This is a genomic window from Saccharothrix mutabilis subsp. mutabilis (genome assembly GCF_039521145.1).
GTDB classification, from domain to species: domain Bacteria; phylum Actinomycetota; class Actinomycetes; order Mycobacteriales; family Pseudonocardiaceae; genus Actinosynnema; species Actinosynnema mutabilis.
This window is the reverse complement of the sequence record NZ_BAAABU010000010.1, coordinates 197122-215795: the sequence shown is the minus strand read 5'-3', so window position 1 is coordinate 215795 and position 18674 is coordinate 197122. Positions and strand designations below refer to the sequence as shown.

Annotated in this window: 17 protein-coding genes; 9 read left to right on the top strand and 8 right to left on the bottom strand. The window is 73.3% G+C overall.

Annotation, left to right across the window (positions count from 1 at the left end):
- Positions 1 to 15: 15 nt before the first annotated feature.
- Together ABD126_RS22845 and ABD126_RS22840 are read left to right on the top strand one after the other, a co-directional pair.
- Positions 16 to 1281, top strand: a complete 1266-nt coding sequence (locus ABD126_RS22845; protein WP_343935917.1) for a PPE domain-containing protein — start codon at positions 16 to 18, stop codon at positions 1279 to 1281.
- Complete coding sequence (locus ABD126_RS22840) at positions 1281 to 2078, top strand: ESX secretion-associated protein EspG (protein ID WP_343935916.1); 798 nt, start codon at positions 1281 to 1283, stop codon at positions 2076 to 2078. Before ABD126_RS22845 ends, ABD126_RS22840 begins: the two co-directional genes overlap by 1 nt.
- Here the strand turns inward: ABD126_RS22840 and ABD126_RS22835 are convergent.
- On the bottom strand, positions 2064 to 2492 hold the full coding sequence (locus ABD126_RS22835) for a hypothetical protein (RefSeq protein WP_343935915.1): 429 nt from the start codon (positions 2490 to 2492) through the stop codon (positions 2064 to 2066). The genes ABD126_RS22840 and ABD126_RS22835 overlap by 15 nt on opposite strands.
- 291 nt (positions 2493 to 2783) lie before the next feature.
- Complete coding sequence (locus tag ABD126_RS22830) at positions 2784 to 3233, bottom strand: gamma-glutamylcyclotransferase family protein (protein WP_343935914.1); 450 nt, start codon at positions 3231 to 3233, stop codon at positions 2784 to 2786.
- Between the two features lie 118 nt (positions 3234 to 3351).
- Here ABD126_RS22830 and ABD126_RS22825 point away from each other — a divergent pair, with 118 nt between their 5' ends.
- Positions 3352 to 4755: an NAD(P)H-quinone dehydrogenase gene (locus ABD126_RS22825; protein ID WP_343935913.1), complete on the top strand. Its 1404-nt coding sequence runs from the start codon at positions 3352 to 3354 to the stop codon at positions 4753 to 4755.
- A 42-nt stretch (positions 4756 to 4797) separates the two neighbouring features.
- On the opposite strand, the gene ABD126_RS22820 is transcribed toward ABD126_RS22825, so the two are convergent.
- The 3 genes from ABD126_RS22820 to ABD126_RS22810 all read right to left on the bottom strand — a co-directional run bounded on the left by ABD126_RS22820 (position 4798) and on the right by ABD126_RS22810 (position 8807).
- Positions 4798 to 6246 carry a carboxylesterase/lipase family protein gene (locus ABD126_RS22820; protein WP_343935912.1) on the bottom strand — a complete coding sequence of 483 codons (1449 nt, stop codon included), beginning with the start codon at positions 6244 to 6246 and terminating at the stop codon, positions 4798 to 4800.
- A 288-nt stretch (positions 6247 to 6534) separates the two neighbouring features.
- Complete coding sequence (glpK, locus tag ABD126_RS22815) at positions 6535 to 8040, bottom strand: glycerol kinase GlpK (RefSeq protein ID WP_343935911.1); 1506 nt, start codon at positions 8038 to 8040, stop codon at positions 6535 to 6537.
- 26 nt (positions 8041 to 8066) lie between these two features.
- Positions 8067 to 8807 carry an MIP/aquaporin family protein gene (locus ABD126_RS22810; protein WP_343935910.1) on the bottom strand — a complete coding sequence of 247 codons (741 nt, stop codon included), beginning with the start codon at positions 8805 to 8807 and terminating at the stop codon, positions 8067 to 8069.
- A 190-nt stretch (positions 8808 to 8997) separates the two neighbouring features.
- Between ABD126_RS22810 and glpD the strand changes: the two genes are divergently transcribed.
- Together glpD and hisN are read left to right on the top strand one after the other, a co-directional pair.
- A complete protein-coding gene (gene glpD, locus ABD126_RS22805; protein ID WP_343935909.1) occupies positions 8998 to 10734 on the top strand; it encodes a glycerol-3-phosphate dehydrogenase in 1737 nt (578 codons plus the stop codon).
- 61 nt (positions 10735 to 10795) lie between these two features.
- Positions 10796 to 11563, top strand: coding sequence for a histidinol-phosphatase (gene hisN, locus ABD126_RS22800; RefSeq protein ID WP_343935908.1), 768 nt, complete (start codon positions 10796 to 10798; stop codon positions 11561 to 11563).
- Positions 11564 to 11567: 4 nt separating this feature from the next.
- Here hisN and ABD126_RS22795 read toward each other — a convergent pair whose 3' ends face one another.
- The 3 genes from ABD126_RS22795 to ABD126_RS22785 are packed head-to-tail and all read right to left on the bottom strand — an operon-like array spanning position 11568 to position 15080.
- Complete coding sequence (locus ABD126_RS22795; protein ID WP_343935907.1) at positions 11568 to 12116, bottom strand: GtrA family protein; 549 nt, start codon at positions 12114 to 12116, stop codon at positions 11568 to 11570.
- A 57-nt stretch (positions 12117 to 12173) separates the two neighbouring features.
- Positions 12174 to 12695, bottom strand: a complete 522-nt coding sequence (locus ABD126_RS22790; RefSeq protein ID WP_343935949.1) for a GtrA family protein — start codon at positions 12693 to 12695, stop codon at positions 12174 to 12176.
- Between the two features lie 36 nt (positions 12696 to 12731).
- A complete protein-coding gene (locus ABD126_RS22785; RefSeq protein WP_343935906.1) occupies positions 12732 to 15080 on the bottom strand; it encodes a sigma-70 family RNA polymerase sigma factor in 2349 nt (782 codons plus the stop codon).
- 256 nt (positions 15081 to 15336) lie between these two features.
- Here ABD126_RS22785 and ABD126_RS22780 point away from each other — a divergent pair, with 256 nt between their 5' ends.
- From ABD126_RS22780 to ABD126_RS22765, 4 genes are all read left to right on the top strand, one after another.
- Positions 15337 to 16062 (top strand): GGDEF domain-containing protein, encoded by a 726-nt coding sequence (locus tag ABD126_RS22780; protein WP_343935905.1) that lies wholly within the window; start codon positions 15337 to 15339, stop codon positions 16060 to 16062.
- 338 nt (positions 16063 to 16400) lie between these two features.
- On the top strand, positions 16401 to 16790 hold the full coding sequence (locus ABD126_RS22775; RefSeq protein WP_343935904.1) for a GntR family transcriptional regulator: 390 nt from the start codon (positions 16401 to 16403) through the stop codon (positions 16788 to 16790).
- Positions 16787 to 17659 (top strand): ATP-binding cassette domain-containing protein, encoded by an 873-nt coding sequence (locus ABD126_RS22770; RefSeq protein WP_343935902.1) that lies wholly within the window; start codon positions 16787 to 16789, stop codon positions 17657 to 17659. The genes ABD126_RS22775 and ABD126_RS22770 overlap by 4 nt, the downstream gene beginning before the upstream one ends.
- Positions 17656 to 18645, top strand: a complete 990-nt coding sequence (locus tag ABD126_RS22765; protein ID WP_343935901.1) for an ABC transporter permease — start codon at positions 17656 to 17658, stop codon at positions 18643 to 18645. Before ABD126_RS22770 ends, ABD126_RS22765 begins: the two co-directional genes overlap by 4 nt.
- Positions 18646 to 18674: the final 29 nt, after the last annotated feature.

Below are 18674 nucleotides of genomic sequence, written 5' to 3'. Positions count from 1 at the left end.
GCGAGGGGAATCTTCATGCCCGAGGGCCACCGCTGGAGCGGGTACAGCCACGAAGAGCTCTACCAGAAGATCAACTCCGGGCCCGGCCCGAAGGCCTCGCACGCCTCGATGGAGCGCTGGGAGGGCGTCTCGGCCGCGTTAGCCGAGATCAACGCCGAGCTGCACACCGGCATCGCGGGTTCCGGCGCGAAGTGGGAGGGCTCGGCCGCCGACCAGGCGCGCACCGGCATGAACCCGCTGGCCGCGTGGGCCGACGAGGCGCGCGGCGGCGCGGAGGTCATGCGGCTGTCCGCCGAGCTGCAGGCCGACTACATCGCCAAGGCCCGCGCCGACATGCCGCCGCCGGTCAAGGTGACCGCCGAGGACCCGGGCACCGTGCTGACCGCCCTGACCCACCTGGTCGGCCAGCAGACCGACCACGAGCTCCAGGAGAAGGTGCGCAACGCCGCCGAGCAGCGCGCCCGCGAGGTGATGACCACCTACGCGTCCTCCACCACCTCCAACGTCACCACCCTCGGCCAGTTCCAGCAGCCGCCGCAGCTCGTGATCACCGCCTCCGACGTGGTGCGCAACGACGCGGCGGGCGTGGCCCCGGGCCACGGCTTCCACGGCGGCGTGCGCGGCGGCGGGCGCGGCTACGGCGGGCGCGGCCGGGGTTGGAACCGCGGCGGCGCGGTGCCCGGGACCCGGCCGACGGCCCCGCAGCCCACCGGCGCGGGCACGACCGTCTCCGGCGCCACGCAGACCAGCTCGACCACGCGCCCCACCAGCCTCCCGGCGAGCGCGTCCACCCAGTCCGGCACGACGTTCGGCCCCGGCGGCGTCATCGGCGGCAGCGCCGACAACCGGCAGCAGGACCGCCGCAAGTCCGCCGCCGACACCGCCGCCGACACCACCACCGAGCAGCACAACACCGGCCAGTCCGCCACCGAGCAGCAGCTCGCGAACGGCCGGCCCAACGGCACGACGGTGGTCAGCTCGGCGGAGTTCGGCGCGCTCGCCACCACCGCCAACGCCCACCACGTCGCCGCCGGGTCCGGCACCGCGAGCGGTGTCCTCGGCGCGGCGCAGCAGGGCGGCGGCGACACGGTCCACAAGCGCGCCACGCCCGTGCCCGTGCAGCAGGCGTTCGACCCGTTCGGCGGCCTCGGCGCGGGCCGCGCGGACGACGAAGAGGATGCCGAGCACGACGGCGCGGACTACCTTCGGGAAACTGACGACATCTACGGCCTCGGCGGGCACATCTCGCCGCCGGTGATCGGGGAGAGCACGACCCGCTGATGACGACGTTCGGTCTGGACCTGGGCACGCACGACGTGCGCGAGCCCGTCACCATCTCGGCCCTGGAGTTCGACGTGCTCTGGGAGCACCTGCGGCTGGAGACCATGCCGCTGGTGCTCAAGGTGCCCTCACCGGGCAAGACGCACGCCGAGCGGGCCGACCTGGAGCGGCGGGCGTGGGCGGGTCTGGAGAGCCGCGGCCTGGGCCGGCCGGTGGCGCTGGACCCGATGCTGGAAGACCTCCTGCACCTGCTCAACCGGCCGCAGCGCGAGGTGGACGGCCGGTTGTGGCTGGGCCGCAGCGTGCGGGTGCTGGCGGCGGCCAAGGGCCAGTCCGCCGTGCTGGCCGTGCTCGACGGCGACCAGCTCACCCTGCGCCCGGCCTCCGCCGAGGGCCTGCCCCGCGAGGCGCTGTCGGTGCTGCCGGCCGCCCCGCCCGGACCGGGCCACTCGGTGACGCTGCCCAGCGCGGACCTCGACGCCGCCGCGGCCGCCGCCGGCACCCCGGACAAGCTGGAGGCCGCGCTGCGCGAGCGGGGCGTCCGGCAGGACGACGCCAAGGTGCTGGCGGACATGTTCAAGGACGCCGGCAACCGCGGCCAGTTCGGCGCGGCGGTGCGCGACAAGTGGGGCAAGCGGGTCCGGCCCGAGCACGTGGTGGCGTTCTTCGACAACCCGAACGGCCGGTACGTCCAGCTGCGCCGCGCCACGCCGGGCCAGCAGCCGTGGAGCACGGTCTCGCCGACCGACCAGCGCCGCCTGGTCCAGCACGTCTCGGACCTCCTACCACCCCCCTGACCGGGTGAACCCGGTACGAGGACCGGTCCGTCGGCCCTCGGTTCCGGCATGACCCACGGCGTCCACCTGCGCACCGACCTGGTCCGGTTCGGCCCGCGCGTGCTGGTCGAACGGCACCGCGCGCTCGACCCCCGCACCCGCTGCGCGGCGGTCCTCCTGCACGCCGGCCCGACGGCCGTGCTGTGCCGGGAGACCGCGCTGTTCCTGCACGGCTGTCCGACCGGCGCCGGCACCGTGCACGTCCGGGTGCCGGACGGGGTGCGGGTCGAGCGCCTGCGCGGCACGACCATCCACCACGGGCCGCCCGGCGAGAGCGTCGAGGTCGACGGCCTGCGCTGCCAACCGCTCGAAGCGGCGCTGCGGGAACTCGTCCGGGCAGCGGACCGGCTCACCGCCCTGACCTGCGTGGACCACGTCCTGAGCCGTCGGCCGGAGTGGCGGGGGACCCTCGACTGCCCCCGGGACCTGCTCGACCTCGCCCCCGGCGTCGGCTCGGCGGCGGTCTGCGCGCTGGTGCTGTCCCTGGTGGACGCGGGACTGCCCGTGCCGTGCGTCGAGCGGCACGGGCAGCGGGTGCGCCTCGCCTGGCCCGCGCGGAAGGTCGCCGTCGTCTACGGCGGCGCGGCGACCCCGGCGCACGGCTGGATCGTCGTCCCGGCGGACGACGTGGACGTGCGCAACCCCCTGCGGCTCATCTCACGGCTGTCACGGCCCGATGCCCTGGCAGGGGCGGGTGCGCAGGTCGGCCACGTAGTCGTCCGGGGCGCCGGCGGCCTCGGCCGCGTCGGCGACCACGCCGATGTAGCGGGCCGACGGCAGGCCGCCTTCGTAGGCGTCCAGCACGTACAGCCACGCGGTGACCGACCCCTCCAGGGTCTGCACCCGCAGGCGGATCTTCTTGTAGAGGCCGAGCGCGCCCTCCCACCGGTCGAGGCGGGACTCGTCGCGGGGGCTCACGTCGTAGAGCACGCAGAAGACCTGGGCCTCCGGGTCCTCGACGATGGTGGCCAGCGCGCCCTCCCAGCCGAGGTCCTCGCCACCGAAGGTCAGACGCCAGCCGACGAGCCATCCGGTCCCCGCCATCGGCGAGTACGGGGCTCGCTCCATCATCTGGTTCGGATCCATGTTGGACCCGTACGCGGCATAGAGCGGCACGACGACAGCCTAGCGACCTCTCGATCACCCGGAAGCACCAGAAGACCGGACGACACGCCCCGGCACCCGACCGCGTACGGTAAACGCGCCGGAGGAGAACCCTGAGGAAGGACGTGTCGTGACCCGCATCGTCATCATGGGCGGTGGGCCCGCAGGTTACGAGGCGGCGTTGGTCGCGGCGCAGCACGGGGCCGACGTCACCATCGTGGAGCGCGAGGGCCTGGGTGGCGCGTGCGTGCTGTACGACTGCGTGCCGTCCAAGACGTTCATCGCCTCGGCCGGTGGCCGCAGCGCCTTCCGCAACGCCGGTGAGCTGGGCATCCGCACCTCCGACACGACCGCCGCGGTGGACCTGCCGGTCGTGCACGGCCGGGTCAAGGGCCTCGCGCTGGCCCAGTCGTCCGACGTGCGGGCGCGGTTGCAGCGCGAGGGCGTGCGGATCGTCAACGGCACCGCGAAGTTCTGCGACGACGCCCGCGGCCTGGCGCAGCACGAGGTCGTCGCCGAGCTGAAGGACGGCGGCACGGAGGTGCTGCCGGCCGACGTGGTGTTGATCGCCACCGGCGCGACCCCGCGCGTGTTGCCGGGCGCCGAGCCGGACGGCAAGCGCGTCCTGACCTGGCGGCAGATCTACGACCTGCCCGAGCTGCCCGAGCACCTCGCGGTCGTCGGCTCCGGTGTGACCGGCGTGGAGTTCGCCTCCGCCTACACCGAGCTGGGCGTGAAGGTGACCATGGTCTCCAGCCGCGACCGCGTCCTGCCGCACGAGGACGCCGACGCGGCCGTGGTGCTGGAGGACGTGTTCGCCGAACGCGGCACGGCCGTGGTGAAGCACGCCCGCGCGGACCGGGTCGAGAACGTCGGCGACCAGGTCCTGATTCACCTGGAAGACGGTCGCACGATCGAGGCCAGCCACGCCCTGATGACGGTCGGCTCGGTGCCCAACACGGCCGACCTCGGCCTGGACAAGGTCGGCATCGAACTCGGCCGCGGCGGCTACATCCCGGTGGACCGCGTGTCGCGGACGAACGTGCCCGGCGTGTACGCGGCGGGCGACTGCACCGGGGTGCTCCTGCTCGCGTCGGTGGCGGCGATGCAGGGCCGGATCGCGATGTGGCACGCGCTGGGCGAGGGCGTGAGCCCGATCAAGCTCAAGACGGTCGCGGCGAACGTCTTCACCAACCCGGAGATCGCGTCGGTCGGCATCAGCCAGCAGGCGATCGACTCGGGCGAGGTCCCGGCCCGCACCATCATGCTGCCGCTGGCCACCAACCCGCGCGCGAAGATGGAGGGCCTGCGGCGCGGTTTCGTGAAGCTGTTCTGCCGGCCCGCGACCGGCGTGGTGATCGGCGGCGTGGTGGTGGCGCCGAACGCGAGCGAGCTGATCCTGCCGATCGCGCTGGCGGTGCAGAACCAGCTGACGGTGGAAGACCTGGCGACGACGTTCTCGGTGTACCCGTCCCTGACGGGCTCGATCACCGAAGCCGGCCGCCAGCTGATGCGCCACGACGACCTGGACTGACGGCCGGGGCGGCGGAGCTCCGGCTCCGCCGCCCCGCCGGCATCAGGACATCGCGCGCCAGAAGTGGCACTGGTGGCGAGCGGCGAAGTCGACCGGCCGGTCGCCGTCGGGCGTCAACTCCACCGCGAGCCGGCCGCGCTGCCAGCCCGGGTCGCCGGTGCGGGCGAAACTCGTCCAGTAGCCGATCATGCGGTCACCCAGCGCGCGTTGCGCCGGCGTCAACGGCGTGTCGAAACCGGCCGTCCGGAACAGGTACTGCAATTCCGCCGTGTGGTAGGAGCCGGTCGGGAAGCTCGGCGCCGGGAACCCGCTCAGCCACGGCGCGGTCGGGTCGGCGAACTCGTAGGCGTAGGTCGGGGTCCGCCACGCGAGCTGCCGGTGGAAGTCGACCATCGGCTCTCCGTACAGCGCGTCGGTCACCACCGTCGACCACGCCTCGCTCGGGCTCGTGGTCACCGGGTACCGGGCCAGCACCGACGCCGCCCGCTCGGGGCCGACGAACCGCGCCACCCGCGCCTCGTACTCGGCCGCCGTCAGCGGCGGCACGCCGAACGCCTCGTTCAGCCCGTCCGAGATCCGGTGCTCGTCGCGCGTGATCCCGTGCAGCACCGGGACCCGCGCCACCCACCCCGCGACCGCCGGGTCCACCGGCAGGACGTCGGTCCCGTGGGTCGGCGCGAACCACTCCGCGCTGGCCAGCAACTCCGCCGGCGTCCTGCCCCGCAGGCAGGCCACGTCCGCGCACCCCAGCGCCTCCGCGTACCGCACACCCTGCCGCTCGGCGGCCGACCGCGACCGCGGGAACCCCGGCGGCTCGGCCTCGGGCGTGCCGTCGGCACCGGGCCAGTCCCGCATGGTGCACGGCTCGCTCTGCACCACCGCCCGGTGGAACAGCCCCCGCGACGCGGGCGCGACCAGGTGCGCGCACACGCTCCGCGCCCCGGACGACTCACCCGCGATGGTCACGTTGCCCGGGTCGCCGCCGAACGCCGCCGCGTTGCGCCGGACCCAGCGCAGCGCCGCCTGCTGGTCGGCGAGACCGTAGTTGCCGGACCCCGCCAGCGACGGGTGCGCGAAGAACCCGAACGCGCCCAGCCGGTAGTTCACCGTCACCACGACGACGTCCCCCAGCGCGGCCATCCGCTCCGCGCCGTAGTCCGCGCCCGTGCCGAACTGGAACCCGCCGCCGTGCAGCCACACCACCACCGGCTTGCCGCCACCGGGACGGCGGGGCGTGGTGACGTTCAGGTACAGGCAGTCTTCGTGCTCGCTGCCCGCGCCGAACCCGGCGGACTGCGCGCACGCGTTCCCGGGCCGGGTGGCGTCCCGGACCTCCGACCACGGTCGCGGCGGTTCGGGCAACGTCCACCGCTGCGGCGGTGCCGCGTAGGGAATGCCCTGGAACAGCCGGTGGTCGTCACCCACCACGCCGCGCACCGGCCCGCCGGCTGTCTTCACCACGTCGGGCGTGGCCGCGGCCGGGCTCGCCATGGACGCGAGTCCCAGGCAGGCGGCGGCGAGGCTGACAAAGGGCTTCCACACCATGTTTCCCCCAGATACCGATGTTTCCATCAGACGCTGATGTGTCCGTCGGACACTGGGGTGTACGGTAGACACAGATCGACATCGCCGGCAACACCGGATCACGCCGCCGCAGGACTCGCCGCGGGGCAGCCCGTCAAGAAGCCCAAGGGCGCGCCCGGAACCGGTGGGCGGGACTGTTCTGGTTGGACGCTCGCGCGGTCACTGAGGGAAACCGCGCGAGCGTCCGACGAGAGATCACTCCACCCAGTCGAAGGTCCGCGTCACCGCCTTCTTCCAGAAGTGGTACTGCCGTTCGCGGGTCTCCTCGTCCAGCGCCGGGTCCCACTGCTTGTCCTGCGCCCAGTTGGCGCGGATGTCGTCCTCGGACTCCCAGAACCCGACCGCCAGGCCCGCCGCGTACGCCGCGCCCAGGGCGGTGGTCTCGTTGACCACCGGGCGGATCACGGGCACGCCGAGGATGTCGGCCTGGAACTGCATGAGCAGTTCGTTGACGACCATGCCGCCGTCCACCTTCAGCGACGTCAGCGCCACGCCGGAGTCGGCGTTCATCGCGTCGATCACCTCGCGGGTCTGGAAGGCCGTCGCCTCCAGCACCGCCCGCGCCAGGTGGCCCTTGTTCACGAACCGGGTCAGGCCGACGATCGCGCCGCGCGCGTCCGACCGCCAGTACGGCGCGAACAGGCCCGAGAACGCGGGCACGAAGTACGCGCCGCCGTTGTCCTCGACGGTCCTGGCGTGCTGCTCGATCTCGGCGGCCGTGCCGATCATGCCGAGGTTGTCGCGCAGCCACTGCACCAGCGAGCCGGTCACCGCGATGGAGCCCTCCAGCGCGTAGACCGGCGCGGCGTCGCCGATCTTGTAGCAGACCGTGGTGAGCAGGCCGTTCTCGCTCATCACCTTGTCGGTGCCGGTGTTGAGCAGCACGAAGTTGCCGGTGCCGTAGGTGTTCTTGGCCTCGCCGGGGGACAGGCACGCCTGGCCGAACGTCGCCGCCTGCTGGTCGCCGAGGATGCCGGAGATCGGCACGCCCGCCAGCGCGCCGCGCTCCCGGACCTGGCCGTAGGTCTCCGACGACGAGCGGATCTCCGGCAGCATGGACAGCGGGATGCCCATGTCCGCGGCGATGCCCTCGTCCCAGCTCAGCGTGTCGAGGTCCATGAGCAGGGTGCGCGAGGCGTTGGTGGGATCGGTGACGTGCACGCCGCCGTCCACCCCGCCGGTCATGTTCCACAGCACCCAGGTGTCCATGTTGCCGAAGAGCAGGTCGCCGGACTCGGCCTTCTCCCGCGCGCCCTCGACGTTGTCCAGGATCCAGCGGACCTTCGGACCGGAGAAGTAGGTCGCGAGCGGCAGGCCGGTCTTGGCGCGGTAGCGCTCCTGGCCGCCGCCCAACGCCGCGAGGTCCTGGCAGATCTTGTCGGTGCGGGTGTCCTGCCAGACGATCGCGTTGTAGACGGGCTTGCCGGTGGTGCGGTCCCACACGACGGCCGTCTCGCGCTGGTTGGTGATGCCGACGGCGGCGATGTCGCCCGCGGTCAGGTCGGCCTTCGCCAGCGCGCCGGCGACGACCTGCCGGGTGTTGGTCCACACCTCCTCGGGGTTGTGCTCGACCCACCCGGCCTTGGGGAAGATCTGCTCGTGCTCCTTCTGGTCGACCGACACCACCCGGCCCGAGTGGTCGAACACCATGCACCGGGTCGACGTCGTGCCCTGGTCGATCGCTGCCACGTACTTGGTCATGCGTCGGAGTCCTTTCGGGGGCGGGGTCAGACCGGCAGGGCGAGGTAGAGCAGCGCCGCGAGGGCGCCGCCGACCAGCGGGCCGACGACGGGGATCCAGGAGTAGCCCCACTCGGCGCTGCCCTTGTCGCGGATGGGCAGGATCGCGTAGGCGATGCGGGGGCCGAGGTCGCGGGCGGGGTTGATGGCGTACCCGGTCGGGCCGCCGAGCGAGTTGCCGATGCCGATGACGACGAACGCGACGGCCGCGTAGCCCAGCGCGGAGTTGCCGAACTGCGGGACGCCGCCCTCCGCCGCCTTGGCGCCGGGGCTGAGCAGGATCCAGATGACCAGCACGAACGTGCCGATGATCTCGGTGACGAGGTTCCACGGCACGGTCGGGACGGTCGGTCCGGTGCAGAAGATGCCGCGGGTGTTGGGCAGGTCGTCGTGCGTGTCGAACTGCGCCTTGTACGCCGCCCAGGCGAGCACGGCGCCGAGGAACGCGCCGACCAGCTCCCCCGCGAAGTAGACGGGCACCTTGGACCACTCGACCTTGTCCGAGATGGCGAGCCCGAGGGTGACGGCCGGGTTGAGGTGCGCACCGCTGGGAGCGGCCACGCTGGCGCCCGCGAACACCGCGAAACCCCAGCCGAAGTTGATCAGGAGCCACCCGCCGCCGTTGCCCAGGGTGTTCTTGAGGACAACGTTGGCGACGACACCCGCGCCGAGCAGGATCAGGATCGCGGTGCCGAGGGTCTCCCAGACGAAGATCGAGCCGTTGCTCATCCGCCGACCTCCTTGCGTTGGCAGGGGACAGCGCTCGTGCCCGGGGGTCCGGCGGCGCTGCCCACCCACGATGTTCGTTGACGCTAGTTCGGTTGCCGATCAGTTGTCCACGGTGGCGTACCGGCGGGTAACGTGGTCAAGTCAAGTCCTTGGTCCCGACCAGCCGTCAGTATCAGGGAGGCGTTGTCCAGTGGCCACGCGCGAGACGCCCGCCGGAACCGACGACCCCGGTCGCCTCGGCCCGCGGGAGCGGGAGACGGCCTGGCGGCGGCTGGGTTCCGAGACGTTCGACCTGGTGGTCGTCGGCGGTGGCGTGGTCGGCGTCGGCGCCGCGCTGGACGCCGCGACCCGCGGCCTGCGGGTCGCCCTGGTGGAGGCGCGCGACCTGGCGTCCGGCACGTCGAGCCGGTCCTCGAAGCTGTTCCACGGCGGCCTGCGCTACCTCGAACAACTGGAGTTCGGCCTGGTCCGCGAGGCCCTGCGGGAACGCGAGCTGATGCTCACGCGCATCGCGCCGCACCTGGTCAAGCCGGTGAGCTTCCTGTACCCGCTGACGCACCGGGTGTGGGAGCGGCCCTACACGGCCGCAGGGCTGTTCATGTACGACACCATGGGCGGCGCGCGGTCCGTGCCGGGGCAGAAGCACCTCACCCGAGCGGGTGCGTTGCGCATGGTGCCGGCGTTGAAGCCCGACGCCCTGGTCGGCGGCATCCGCTACTACGACGCGCAGGCCGACGACGCCCGGCACACCATGATGGTCGGCCGGACCGCCGCCCACTACGGGGCCGTCGTGCGGACGTCCACGCAGGTGGTGGCGTTCCTGCGGGAGGCCGACCGGGTGTCCGGCGTGCGCGTGCGGGACGTGGAGGACGGGCGCGAGACGGACGTGCGGGCGCACGCGGTGATCAACGCGACCGGCGTGTGGACCGACGAGTTGCAGCGCCTGTCGGGTTCACGCGGGCGGTTCCGGGTGCGGGCGTCCAAGGGCGTGCACATCGTGGTGCCGCGCGACCGGATCGTGTCCGAGTCGGGGTTGATCCTGCGGACGGAGAAGTCGGTCCTGTTCGTGATCCCGTGGCGCAACCACTGGATCGTGGGCACGACGGACACGGACTGGAACCTGGACCTCGCCCACCCGGCGGCCACGAAGAACGACATCGACTACATCCTCGACCACGTGAACTCGGTGCTGGCCACGCCACTGACGCACGACGACATCGAGGGCGTCTACGCGGGCTTGCGGCCGTTGCTGGCGGGGGAGAGCGAGTCGACGTCGAAGCTGTCCCGGGAGCACGCGGTGGCGCGGGTCGCGCCGGGGCTGGTGGCCATCGCGGGCGGGAAGTACACGACGTACCGGGTGATGGGCGCGGACGCCGTGGACGCGGCGGCGGTGGACCTGCCGGGGCGGATCCAGCCGTCGATCACGGACAAGGTGCCGTTGGTGGGCGCGGACGGGTACCACGCCCTGGTGAACCAGGCCGACCAGCTCGCGGGGCGGTACGGGCTGCACCCCTACCGGGTCCGGCACCTGCTGGACCGGTACGGGTCGCTGGTGCACGAGGTGCTGGGGGCCGCGGCGGCGGAGCTGCTCAAACCCGTGCCCCACGCGCCGGACTACTTGCAAGTGGAGGTCGTGTACGCGGCTTCGCACGAAGGAGCGCTCCACCTGGAGGACGTGCTGACGCGGCGGACCCGCATCTCGATCGAGTACCCGCACCGGGGCGTGGACTGCGCGGAGGTCGTGGCGCGGCTGATGGCCCGGGTGCACGGGTGGGACGACGCGCGGGTGGCGCGGGAGGTCGAGATCTACACGGCCCGGGTCGAGGCGGAACGGGCCTCGCAGACCGAGCCGGACGACCAGGCGGCGGACGCCGTCCGGTCGGCCGCTCCCGAGGCGCGGCCCCAGATCACCGAACCGGTGAGCTGACCGGACCCCGGTCGGGTGGGGGTGCGGTGTCCCGGTGGGTGGGCGTGGCACGATCGGGCCCGTGGCCACCGATCTTGAGCTCGCCCTCCGCCTCGCCGACGCCGCCGACGCGATCACCACCGCCCGGTTCCGGGCCCGGGACCTCGTCGTGGAGCGCAAGCCCGATCGGACGCCCGTGACCGACGCGGACGTCGCCGTCGAAGACGCCCTCCGCGAGCTGCTCGCCGCCACCGGGGACGACGTCGCGGGCGAGGAGCGCGGCGGGGTGGTCGGGGCCGGGCGCACGTGGGTCGTCGACCCGATCGACGGCACCAAGAACTTCCTGCGCGGCGTCCCGGTGTGGGCGACGCTCATCGCGCTGGTGGTGGACGGGGTCCCGCGGGTCGGGGTGGTCAGCGCGCCCGCCCTCGGGCGGCGGTGGTGGGCCGCAGCCGGGCAGGGCGCGTTCACGCGGGACGCGACCGGCGAGCGGCGGATCAGCGTGTCGGCGGTGCGGGACCTGGCGGACGCGTACCTGTCGACCACGCACCTCGGGTCGTGGGTCGAGCACCACTCCCGCGAGGCCTACCTGCGGCTGGTGGACGCCTGCTGGGAGAACCGGGCGTTCGGCGACTTCTGGCAGCACTGCCTGGTCGCCGAAGGGGCCATCGACGTGGCCGCCGAGGCGATCGTGAACCCGTGGGACGTCGCGCCGTTCCAGGTGCTGGTCCGGGAAGCCGGTGGGCGGTTCAGCGACCTGGCCGGGGTGGACCGGTTCGACGGCGGCAACGTGCTGTCCACCAACGGGCACCTGCACGACGCGGCCCTGGACGTGCTGCGCCGCGACTAGCGCCTCAGGAGTGGCCCAGGGCCTGCTCGTCGTCGTCGGAGTCGTAGGACCGCTTGGCGCGGGGGCGGAAGTCCGCCTCCGGGAAGACCCACTTCTTGTAGCTGTACCAGCGGAACGCCATCGCTATCGCCGTCCCGACGATCTGGGCGCTGGTGAAGTCGGCGATCTCCTCGACCAGGCGGCTGACGTTGGGCTCCTGGAGGTGCAGCAGGTAGCGCGACGCCCACAGCGGCACCGAGTTGATGCCGATGGCGAGGCCGTTGACCAGGAAGAACAGCGCGGCCTCGTGGTGGCGCTCCCGGCCGCCGCGGGTGCGGAAGCTCCACTCCCGGTTCAGGACGTAGGAGACGATCGTGGCCACCAGGGTCGCGACGATCTTCGCGGTCACCGGTTTCTCGGTAAGCACGGTGGTCTTCAGGCCGAGGAAGATCGCCGTGTCGATGATGAAGCAGGTGCCACCGACAAGGGCGAACTTCACCAGCTCTCGGTGCCGCAGGGCGACCTTGCGCAGCGGCTCGGGCAGGCGGCGGACGACGCTCTCGACAACGGACACTCAAGGCAGTGTACGGAGAACGGGTGAAAGCGCAGTTCAGGTCGCTGCGGGGGTGGCTCAGGCCACTTCGCGCTCGTCGTCCTCGGCGACCACGCGCAGCGTGCGGACCTCGGGGCGCGCGCCGGCCTCCGGGAAGACGACCTTGCGCATCGCCCAGAACTTGAAGGCCGTCGCCGCGAGCATGCCGATCACCGAGCCGCTGAGGAAGTCGGCGACCTGGCTGTGCAGGTCGAACACGTGCCGCGACAGGTACAGGGGCGCGAGGTTCACCCCGATGCCCAGGCCGCTGACGATGAAGAACAGCGCGGCCTCGTGGTGGCGCTCCCGGCCGCCCCGGGTGTGGAAGGACCACTCGCGGCTGAGCACGTAGGACGAGATCACCGCCACCAGCACGGCGATCGCCTTGGCCGTGACCACCTTGTCCTGCAGGACGGTCAGCTTCAGGGCGTACCAGATGCCGTTGTCGATGACGAACGTCGTGCCGCCGACGACGGCGAATCTGATCAGCTCGCGGTGCTTGTTGATCAGGAAGCGGACCGGTTCCGGGAGCCGGCTGAAGGCCCTGCGCACGAATGGCAGCACCCGGGCAGCCTACCCACGTCCGTATCGAAGCGATCACGAAGGGGTGCGGCAGAGATCCGGTAGCAGGTCGCGCAGCCCCGGCGGCAGCCACGGCTGGCAGGGCGGGTCGACGCGGCCGGGCGGGTCCTGTCGGCCCGGCGGGTCCTGGCGACCGGGCGGGTCTTGGCGACCGGGCGGGTCCTGTCGGCCGGGCGGGTCCTCGCGGCTCGGCGGCGTCGTCGGGTCGGTGGTGCGCGGCGTGCCCGGCGTGCCCGGCTCCACGGGCGTCGACGGCGGGGTGGGCAGCGGCAGGGTCGGCAGCGGCAGGGTGGGCAGCGATGGGAGCGTCGGCTCGTCGGCCGGCGTGGTCGGGTCGGTGGTCACCGGGGGCTTGGTCGGCTTCGGGGTGGTGACCGGCGGCTCGACCACGGGCGGCTCGGGGACGGTGCCCTCGCCGTCGCCGGGGTGCAGGTGGACGGGCACCGAGACGCTCTTGCTCGCCGTGCCCAGGGTGGCGGTCACGGTGACGTTCCCGCCCCGGTACGGCAGCCCGAAGGCCCACACGGACAGCCGGAACGACTCGCCGCGCTTGAGCGGCTGTTCGCAGGTGACCCGGTGGTCGCTCTGCGCGCAGTCCGGGCGCATGGCCACCACGTGCACGTTCTCGTCCGACTCGACCACCAGGCGCAACGTCCGCGCGCTGCCGCCGGTGTTGGTGGCCCGGATGTCGATGCGCGGGTCCCAGTACCCGTGGTGCCACTTGTGCACGGCCAGGTCGAGGTCGTCGTCGGCGGGCTGCACGGCCACGTCCACCCGGACGGACACGGACATCGCCGTGCCGGCGCTGATCGTGCCGGTGATCACGGCCGAGCCGCCCTCGTAGTCGTGGTCGACCTTGAGGCGGAAGACGAACGTCGCCGTGCCGCCGGGCGCGATGCCGCGGTCCGTGGCGCACCGGATCTCGCCGCGGCCCGCCGGGCAGCCCACGGTCTGGTCGGCCGCGCCGTCGAGCCGGACCAGGCGCTGACCGGTGAACGGGTTGCCCGGACCGACCGCCTGCACGCCCGGCGGCAGCACGAGCGCGGCACTGGCGGGCTCGGACGCGGTCTCGCCGGTGTTGCGGACCGTGATGGGCAGCGCGACCGGTGGTTCGTGGGGCCGGAGGGTGAACCCGCTGGGCACCGTCGGCACCAGGGTGGGCGGTGTCGGCTGGGGCCGCGGTTCGGGCTCCGGGGCCGGCGTGGGCGCCGGGGTGGGCGCGGGCGCGGGGGCCGGGGTGGGTTCCGGCGCCGGGGTCGGCTCGGGCGTCGGCTCGGGCGTCGGTTCGGGGGTGGGTTCCGGGGTCGGCGTGGGCGACTCGGCGGCCGGCGGCGGTGGCAGCTGCGGCGGCTGCACCGGCTGGCTGGAGGCCGGGGGCGGCGGCACGACCTGGGCGGCCGGCACCTGCTGTTCGCCACCGGACGCGAGACCGATCACCACGGCCACCGCGAGCGCCGCGACCGACGCCGCCGTGCCGAGGATCTGCCGGGGCGCGGACGTGGCGGCCGTCGCGGCCCCACCGGCTCCCGCGCCCACCGCGACGACGGTCGCGGCCTTGGCGGTGGTGGCCGTCGCCGCCAGGTAGCCCGCCGCGCCGACGCCGAGCACCAGCGGCGCGACGAACGCGCGCAGCGCCCCGTTGACGTCGGCCAGCTCGGCGGCCAGCGAGCGGCAGTCGGCGCACTCGTCCAGGTGCGCCTCGACCTGGGTGGTCTCCCGCTTGGACAGGCCGCCGCGGGTCCACGCGCCGAGGCGGTCGACGGTGGCGCGGCAGCGCTCGGCGGAGGTCTCGGCGAGGTGCACCTGGAGGTAGGCCTGGCGCAGGCCCTCGCGGGCCCGGTAGGCCAGCGCGGACACGCCGTTGGCGGTCAACCCGAGCAAAGGGGCGACCTCGGCGGGCGTCTGGCCCTCGATCTCGGTGTGCCACAGCACGGTCTGCCACCGCTCGGGCAGCCGGGCGAACGCCTTCGCGGCCAGCGACCGCTCCAGCCCGGCGACCGCGGTGTCCCGGAACGGCACGGCGGTCTGCTCGGGCGCGACCTCGGAGACGTCCTCGGCGAGGTCCACCTTCTTGTCCCGCCGGGTCTTGTCGTAGGCGGTGTGCCGCAGCGCGGTGAGCAGATAGGCGCGGAACGCCGAGTCCGGGCCCCGGCCGCCCTGCAACGTCTCCAGCACCTTGGCGAAGGCGTCGGAGACCAGGTCGTCGGCCTCGGCGGACGAGCGGGTGAGCTGGCGGGCCAGGTTGTAGGCCGCGCTCACGTGGCGCTCGTAGAGCTGCCCGTAGGCGTCGATCGCCCCGCCGCGCACGGAGTCGATCAGCTCCGCGTCGCTCGGTCCCTGGACTTCAGCAGGAACGGTCGCCACGTGTTTTCCCTCCTCGCGCGCCCAGTGTGACCTACCGCATCGAGGCCAGTCACGCCGAACCCCCCAACTGGGCACCCGGACCGCCGTCATGGATGAGCCCCGGCGACGTCCCGTACTCGAATCCCCAGGTCGAGGAGGCATCCGGGTGGGTGTGCGGGAAGCAGCCAAAGGTGGCGCCGAACGGCGGTCCGGCGCGCGGCGCTCCGGCTCCGGTGACGAGGCGCGTGCCCTGAGATCCAGGTGGCGCACCGCGTCGATGGCGGCGGGGTGGGCCTACCCGGCCGACTGGCCGTTGGCCGAGGTGGACGAGGTGTGCGCGGCGGTGCTCGGTCCGGCCGACCCCGGGTCCGCGCTGTACCGGCTGGGCGGCGCGCGGGCGGAGGCGGGCGCGGGCCTGGCGGAGACGCTGCTGGACCTGGCCGCGCTGCACGCGGTGCTGGCCGAGCCGCCGGGGTCCACCGGCATCGTGTCGCCGAACGTGGACGCCATCCCGGCCCGCATGCTCCGCGCGACCGCGCTGGGCTGGGGCGACGTGATGTCGCGGCAGGCGTCCAACTGCGCGGCGGACAACCCGTTGACCGGCCTGGCGACCGGGGCGTACCTGCGGACCCGGTTGCGCGAGGTGTACGCGGAGAACCGGGCGTCCGGGCGGGACGACTACGTGCTGGTGCTGGTGCGGCTGGACCTGAGCCGGACGGCGGGCTGGTCGCGGGTGGTGGCGATGACGCTGCTGGCCGACGCGCTGCGCGAGGTGTTCGACGCGGGCGAGACCATCGCGTCCGTCGGTCCGTCCGTGGCGGCGGTGCTGCTCAAGCGCGACGAGCACCTGCACCGGGCCCTGGTGAACCTCCGCATCCTGACCGCGGACCGCCTGTCGGTGGACCCGCACGTGGCCCCGAGCGGCCCGGCCAAGGTCTGGCTGGAACCGCTGCCGAGCACGTACGAGGAGGCGTCCGACCTGCTCGCGACCCTGGGCCGCTGACCGGACCCGGGCGCTGTCGTGGACCCCTGTCCAGCGCCCGCCAACGATCCCCCTCCCCACCCGCCAGGCCCGTGCCGCCAGCCCCCCGGCGGCACGGGCCTGGCCCTTTCCCGACCGGGACCTCCGCCGGCCGCAGGGCGTGCCGGCGGGTGGGGCGCGCTGGTGGGCGCGGGTGTGCTGGTGGGCGCGGGTGTGCTGGTAGCGGGGCGCGCTGGCGGGGGCGGGCGTGCGCCGGTGGACGCGGTCTCGGCGCTCGCCGGGTCGGGCCGCTTTGACAGGCGAAGGCGTGTTCTGGTCTTCTAGTGTCTTAGTTGAGTAGAACACTTTGGAGGCGGCGGGTGGAGTTCCGCATCGACCGGGCCAGTGGTCTGCCGGCTTACCTGCAGCTCGTGCGGCAGGTGCGGGAGGCGCTGCGGTTGGGGTGGCTCGTGCCGGGCGACCGGCTGCCGACCGTCCGCGACGTCGTCGCGAGCAGCGGGGTCAACGCGAACACCGTGCTCAAGGCGTACCGGGAGCTGGAGCTGTCCGGCCTGGTCGAGGCGCGCCAGGGGTCGGGCACGTTCGTCAAGGCAGCGCTCGGGTCGGGCGACCCCGAGGTGATGGCCGCGCTGCGAACGCGGTTCGCCGAGTGGGTGCGCGCGGCGCGGGAGGCCGGTTTGGACCACGAGGACATCGACGCGCTGGTGCGCTCGGTCCTCACCGAGGGGGAAGGAGAGGCGGTCGCATGACGACCGTGGTCGAGTCTGCCGACACCACCGCGCTCGCGGTGCACGCGCGGGGTCTGGGCAAGCGGTACCGGACCAAGTGGGCGCTGCGGGAGTGCTCGTTCGAGCTGCCCGCGGGCCGGGTGGCGGCGCTGGTCGGCGCGAACGGCGCGGGCAAGACGACGTTGATGAGCGTCCTGGCCGGGCTGTTGCAGCCGGACGAGGGGGCCGCGGGCACATCGGGCCGGGTGGCGTTCGTGTCCCAGGACAAGCCCGTCTACAAGCACTTCTCCGCCGCGGACATGCTGCGGCTGGGCGCGCACCTGAACACCGTGTGGGACCAGGCGCGCGCCGAGCGGTGGCTGGAGCGGTTCGAGATCCCGTTGGGCAAGGCGTGCGGGAAGCTGTCCGGCGGCCAACAGGCGCAGGTGGCGTTCGCGCTGGCCATCGGCTCGCGGCCGACCGTGCTGATGCTGGACGAGCCGCTGGCCAACCTGGACCCGCTGGCCCGCCGGGAGGTCACCGCCGAGCTGCTCAGCGAGGTCGAGGAGACCGGCATGACCGTCCTGCTGTCCACGCACGTCGTGGCCGAGCTGGGTGGCGTCGCCGACTACCTGCTGCTGCTCGCCCACGGCCGGCTGCTCGCGGGCGGCGACCTGGACGAGCTGCTGGAGCGGCACGTCCTCTACACCGGGCCGAAGTCCGACGTGCCGCCCGCCCTGGGCACGGTCGTCGAGGCGCGGCACCGCGGCAACCAGTCGACGTTCCTGCTCGAACTGCCCGAGGGGCAGGAGCGCCCGGTGGTCGCGGGCCAGTGGACCACGCGCCCGGTGACGTTGGAGGACTACGTGCTCGCGCAGCTCGCGGCCACCCGGAAGGGGTTCGACGCATGACCGTGACGGCGGTTCCCGTGCAGCGGCGGGACCGGGTCGGCTGGGGCGACCTGGTGTGGTTGACCTGGCGGCAGCACCGGTGGTCCATCGGCGCGCTCGCCGTCCTGCTCGGCCTGGGCGCGGTGCTGTGCCTGGTGCTGGCCGCGTTCGTCCGCGGCTCCGGCCGGGTCGAGCTGCTCGGCCTGATCGGGGTCTACGGGCTCAGCCAGCTCGTCTCCCTGGTGCCGATGGCGGCGGGCGCGGTCGTCGCGGTGTTCTGGGCCGCGCCGCTGGTGTCGCGGGAGTACGAGCAGAAGACGTCGGTCGTGGTGTGGAGCCAGGACCTCTCGCCGGCCCGCTGGGTAGTCGGCAAGATCGTCCTGCTCGGCGTGCCCGCGGTGGGCCTGTCGGCCGGGTTCGGCGCGACCGTGCTGGTCCTGCAACACGCGGTGAACGGCACGTTCGGCACGGACTACCAGCCGTACCGGCCGTTCGAGCAGCAGGTGTTCGAGGCCGCGCCGGCGCTGCAGGTCGCGTACGCGGCGTTCGGCTTCGCGCTGGGCCTCGCGCTGAGCGCGCTCACCCGGCGGACGATCGTGGCGATGGCGTTGACGCTGGGCGGCTTCATCGTGGCCCGCATGGTGGTCGCGCTGGGCTGGCGGCCGTACTTCCAGACGCCGGTGCGCGAGGTGTGGCCGTACGGCGAGGCCGGCGAGCGCGCGTACGGCCAGGTCGCCCGGGAGAACGGGCTGCACGTGAGCAGCGGCTACCTCGACGCCGCGGGCCGCGAGGTCGAGTTCCCGATGATCTGCGCGCGCACCTCCACCGACGGCGACAGCTTCCAGACGTGCATGGCGGACCAGGGGATCTCCAGCCACTTCACCGACTACCAGCCGGTGGAGCGGGTCGGGGCGTTCCAGGTGTTCGAGTTCTTCGTGTTCGTCGTGCCGGCGGTGGCGCTGCTCGTGTTCGCCTACTACTGGGTGAAGCGTTCGCACCGGATCTAGGTGCGTCTCGAAGGGCGGTCCCGCACACA